This is a genomic window from Corynebacterium sp. HMSC058E07 (assembly GCF_001809885.1).
Lineage (GTDB): Bacteria > Actinomycetota > Actinomycetes > Mycobacteriales > Mycobacteriaceae > Corynebacterium > Corynebacterium macclintockiae.
Genome location: NZ_KV799284.1, coordinates 1 through 4682 on the forward strand (window position 1 = coordinate 1; position 4682 = coordinate 4682).

Below are 4682 nucleotides of genomic sequence, written 5' to 3' on the forward strand. Positions count from 1 at the left end.
AGGTACCCACACACAAACCATCAGACACTCTCTTTAAAGGAGCACTACCTCCTTCGCTCAATAGGTCGACAAGACGCATCAACCGGGCTGAGTGCCATGAAACGCCCAGCTTCGGAGCCGCTATCGTGCTCGCATTATGCATGGAAAGGTCCTCAACCAAGGAAGCGATCCTCAACAGGGCAGACTACTCAATCCTTCACATCTTGGCCAGGCCCCTTTGGCATGTTCCAGATTTTCTCATCTACTCGAACGAAACAAAATCTGGAACACGTCATCTCTGAGTTTGTTGGCTTAAGTTTTTTGTGAATACATCCAGTCGGTGAAGCTTTGAAATGCAACACCGTCGAACCACTCGTGTTCCCCAAAGTCATACTTACCGCATCTAAGTTCGGTTTCTGATTCTCGTTGAATAACGAGGTAGCAATCTTCGTTTAGATACGCAATGGCAAAGAAATCATCTGTATCGCTACAAGAATCCACCATCTGTTCGTTCAAATCTTTGAGTGCATTGGATGAGTCAAAAAGTGGGCCTGGCGGCACGACCTCGATCGTTCCAATTTCTGCACCATTGAACCTGGAATAGAAGTCAATAAGATCGCTAGGTAACCAAGTAGGAGCAAAACCAAGAACCTCTTCCAGTTCCATTTTATCTAGACCACCTTCGTATAGCTGAACTTTACGATTGTCTAAAAAATCATTTGAGTTGATCATTAAAAGTCCCCTGCTAGTCATATTCAGTATTGTTCACGCCATGAATCAAGGCGTTGCGATCGACATGAACTACATCCTTCGTATGGGGCGAAGACGTGGCCAGGTGCGATTGTGTAGATCTCTTTGCCAGCTACGGTTTCTTGGTGTCGATTGCGAAACTACTGTGAGCTTCCTTTCCCATGAGTCCGCGTATGCCGACCCAGAGTGGTGTGTGGTCAACATACCCTTGTGCCAAGGCTAGTCTCGGTGCGAGTCTGTCATGGGAGGTAGCGGCAATGTTAAGCAGCACCATTCCGGCCGGCTGGCTGGTTTCTAGTGTGTCAGGACAAAAGCTTGTGTGTTAGTCGTCGAAGTCTGTTCCTGTGGCTTTAGCTCGCTTGAGTGTTCGTTGTAGGTCGGTTGTGTTGTTGAACAGGTCTGTGAGTTGGGTGTGGAGTGGTTGGAGGGTTTCGGTGGTGCCGATGAGGCTGAACATGCCTGCTTCGCTGTCGAACTCGATGCCGTCGGTGGTGATGTTTGCTTGTCGGAGTAGGTACTTGGTGAGGTTGTCGAGGAAGTAGCCGTTGGGTGTGTGTCCTGCTTGTTCGATGACGCTGATTGCTTCTTCTGGCAGGGTGTCCATGGCGGCAAACAGGGTGGTCACGCCGTCGATTTCTGCGAGGTGGAAGAGTGGTTGGTCTTCTTGTTGTGTGTTGGTTGGCATTGTGTCGTGTTCCTGGTTGTCGGTGAAGTCGGGGTGTGCGGGGCGCGGGGTGTCGATTAGTCCGTAGTAGGCGAGTGCATCTTCAAGAGCATATTCGATTTCACGATAGCCGCCTAGAACATCAGTCATAAAGTAAGTGCCTTCTGGGGCTTCATCCGTGGTGCCGCCTTGCGGCGGATTTGTGTCGTGGATGGTGTAGTTGATGATCCGTCTTTCCTTCGGTACCCACTCATTTTCTCTTGTTACGGGGACGAATGCTTGCTCCTCTGGTGACCAGAAATCAGCGAGTGTGTAGTGGAAGTAGTTGTCAAAAGGGATGGTCTTAGGATGGCTTTTCGCTGGGATTCTTTGAAAAGGTCCGCCTTTTCTGAAGTCACTCTTGGCGATCTGAATTGGTGGAATAAGTAGTTCGTTCTTTTCGACGAGCGGAAACCATGATGTATCGGATGGGTCGCTGATGAGCGCGCGATAAGGGTGGACCATTGCAGCCGCGCCGAAGAATGCTTCGGTGGAGGTGACGCCAGCAGGGATGTATCCGAGAGTGGTTTTCATCAGGTAGAGCTGTCCAGCTTTCGGGCGGCTGCCTTTGGGACTGTCTAAAGAAAATTCTAACAAGTTAACTCCTTATTTTATATTTGGATAATTATTTTCTATCCATTCTTTTCCGAATTCAGTTCCCTCTTTGTAGAACCTATGGTTCTTGCTCATGCTATTTATTTTGTTTTCGAGCAAACCATTCTCTAGTCCGAGATCTTTATATTCGGCTTGTGTGACTTTTGGAGGATTTGACATTCTTAAGCGTTCGATGAGGTGCTGTTCGACGCCACGCGCTTCATACTTGCCCAAAGGATTGTCTCTATTAAGGACGCGCATTCCGCCTATAGGACGTGTGGTCGGGTGCGTTATCGCGTGTTGGATTGCCCTCATCCTAGGATGCTTGGTTATTCCTACATATGTAGTTTTTCCTCCATTAACGTAATGGTACACGTAGTGGTCTTTAACCTTGTTTGCGTCAGCCCAGCAACCCTTTAGCCCCAGCATGTCGACCCAGAATGCTGCGTGGTCGACATACCCCTGGGCTGAGGCGAGTCGTGGGGCGAGTCCGAGTGGGTCTTGGGCGTTGTAGGCACCCAGGGTGGGGTTGTAGTAGCGGAACCGGTTGTACGCCCACCCGGATTCAACATCCTCATACTGACCGGCAAACAACAACGGGCTGGTGCATCGACCGGACCACGTGCGTTTGCCGTACAGGGTTTGGGTGGTGTGTCCTTCGACGACGCCGGTGGTGGTGTTGATGGTGTCTTTGGCTAAGCGTCGGCCGAGTCCGTCGTAGGTGTAGGTAGCCCGGCCGGCTTTGACCGGCAGGGTGTTGTGGTAGTCGATTACCCCGTCGGTGGTTTGACAGTGCTTGTGGCCTTTAGGTGATGTTTAGCTTCTGCCATCCGTGTGTTGAATGGGTACCGGTGGTTATCCAAGTGGTGAATTCGTGGATGACGGTGCTTGTTTCGGGAGTCGTGTGCCAGTAATGGTGCTGGGCATCGCCAAGGCGGATCTCAACCCGGTAGGTGTGGTCGGCGGGGCTGTAGTAGCACTGCATGTAATGCTGGTGTTTGGTGGCGTTGGTGATGATCAGGAAGTCCCGCGGATCGTTTCCTAAGTTCAGTTCAGCCATTGTGCAAGCGTTGGTGGTAATGAATTCAATCCAGTACGGTAGACCGCGCAGACTTGCCCACGGGGCGCTGTATTCCGATGTTTCTGTCAAGAAGTTGGTATTTTCGTCGCCAAAGGTCCAAACAAATTCCGAGAATTCAAGGACCGTAAGAGTAGGGTATCGAGACAGCAACGGGCTGATAAACTGAAGTATCCGGGGGATATGCTCGTCGTAGTCACTAATGCCTATACAGTTATCCCCAACCAGTTCTACGGGAAGGTCGTGCGGAGCCAGTATCTTCGTGAGGTGCTGCTGGAGCTGAAGCGTCTGTGGCGAGGCATGTACTTCTTGCTGGCTAGCCGAACTCACGTAGTCGTATACCTCGTATGGGGCGACTGGAGCGGGTGGAAGGTTGATGATGATCCGTTCAGCGCTCATTGTTGGCAGTCTTCCATTCGCTGCGCGACCTTCGTCCAAAAATCTGGAACCGTGACTCCTGCTCTTGTGGCTATCGTCTGTAGATTTGATGTGTTGTCAAAACTGGCCTTGAGTACCGTAAAAAACTCGTCGAAATCAGCACGTCTTTTCTCAAGGTCTTTGAGCTCCGGGGTACCAATTAAAGTTCGAACTTCATGGTCAGTATTTCCGAGGTAACTGTTGAAAAAGATCGAGTAGAAGTTTTCGTGTGTACCGTGGTAATCAATTTGAAGTTTTAACTGATCTTTTTCTACCAGTCGTCTGATTCCTATTTTCGCTCCGCAGAGTAGCTGTGTCCGTTCTCTAGTAATCCAATCTTGGTGGCCATAGAAAATATTGATTTCGTAGCTCGGGCGCTCGGGATCTTTTTCAAATTTAATCAAGAAAGCTAATTCGCCGGTTTCGTATGTCCAAAGCATTTTCCGTCCAATGCGGGAGAAGTGGGAATTAGCGGCTTCGGTTAGTGTTTTTTTGAAGTCTTTGAAGTCCATTTTTAGGGAGTATACCAATCGGCGGTGGCTATTACATCTGGCACAGTGCTGTCGCCAAGTTCAGCTGCATTTTGTCGGTTGAAAGACTCGGCATGTTCCTTGTATTTGGCAAGTTGGTTGACGCTTTGTCGCTGGCCTGTAGCTGAGTCAGGCTTCAATTCTCGAACCTCCCTGATGTATCCACTGTCGTCAATCTTTATCGCATCTGGTCGCATGCGTGTGTCTCCAGGCATTTTAACGTTCGCTTTGTAGCCTTGTGCTTCGATGAAATCAGAATAGCTGCTGTGAGCCCGACGTCCATTTACTGCAGTTCCATTTTCTCCTCGGAATGTTCCGTCCGCACTACGACCAGAAATGGTTGGGTGTGGATCCTTGGGGCTCCGAACGTGTGACATCAGCCCGAGTACGTCGACCCAGTATGCTGCGTGGTCGACATACCCTTGTGCCGAGGCTAGTCGTGGGGCTAGTCCGAGTGGGTCTTGGGCGTTGTAGGCACCCAGGGTGGGGTTGTAGTAGCGGAACCGGTTGTACGCCCACCCGGATTCAACATCCTCATACTGACCGGCAAACAACAACGGGCTGGTGCACCGCCCAGACCACGTACGCTTACCGTACAACGTTTGGGTGGTGTGTCCCTCGACGACACCGG

6 protein-coding genes are annotated in these 4682 nt (G+C 50.4%); all 6 read right to left on the reverse strand.

The annotated features are described in order from the left end of the window. Positions 1-291 precede the first annotated feature (291 nt). A complete protein-coding gene (locus HMPREF2678_RS09725; protein WP_168163095.1) occupies positions 292-732 on the reverse strand; it encodes an SMI1/KNR4 family protein in 441 nt (146 codons plus the stop codon). 319 nt (positions 733-1051) lie between these two features. Continuing rightward, complete coding sequence (locus HMPREF2678_RS09730; RefSeq protein WP_141747090.1) at positions 1052-2029, reverse strand: Imm51 family immunity protein; 978 nt, start codon at positions 2027-2029, stop codon at positions 1052-1054. Positions 2030-2038: 9 nt separating this feature from the next. Next, positions 2039-2797 carry an RHS repeat-associated core domain-containing protein gene (locus HMPREF2678_RS10120; RefSeq protein ID WP_083303465.1) on the reverse strand — a complete coding sequence of 253 codons (759 nt, stop codon included), beginning with the start codon at positions 2795-2797 and terminating at the stop codon, positions 2039-2041. A gap of 34 nt (positions 2798-2831) precedes the next feature. Further along, a complete protein-coding gene (locus HMPREF2678_RS09735) occupies positions 2832-3503 on the reverse strand; it encodes a hypothetical protein (RefSeq protein WP_034970991.1) in 672 nt (223 codons plus the stop codon). Continuing rightward, positions 3500-4033 (reverse strand): hypothetical protein, encoded by a 534-nt coding sequence (locus HMPREF2678_RS09740; RefSeq protein WP_070552243.1) that lies wholly within the window; start codon positions 4031-4033, stop codon positions 3500-3502. The genes HMPREF2678_RS09735 and HMPREF2678_RS09740 overlap by 4 nt, the downstream gene beginning before the upstream one ends. Before the next feature lie 2 nt (positions 4034-4035). Further along, on the reverse strand, positions 4036-4682 hold a 647-nt coding region (locus HMPREF2678_RS10415), incomplete at its 5' end, for an RHS repeat-associated core domain-containing protein (RefSeq protein WP_210382720.1).

What these genes read in the sequence shown, in the direction of transcription:
- HMPREF2678_RS09725 (WP_168163095.1), bottom strand. Translation starts at nt 732, where the DNA reads ATGACTAGCAGGGGACTTTTAATGATCAACTCAAATGATTTTTTAGAC.
- HMPREF2678_RS09735 (WP_034970991.1), bottom strand. Translation starts at nt 3,503, where the DNA reads ATGAGCGCTGAACGGATCATCATCAACCTTCCACCCGCTCCAGTCGCC.
- HMPREF2678_RS09740 (WP_070552243.1), bottom strand. Translation starts at nt 4,033, where the DNA reads ATGGACTTCAAAGACTTCAAAAAAACACTAACCGAAGCCGCTAATTCC.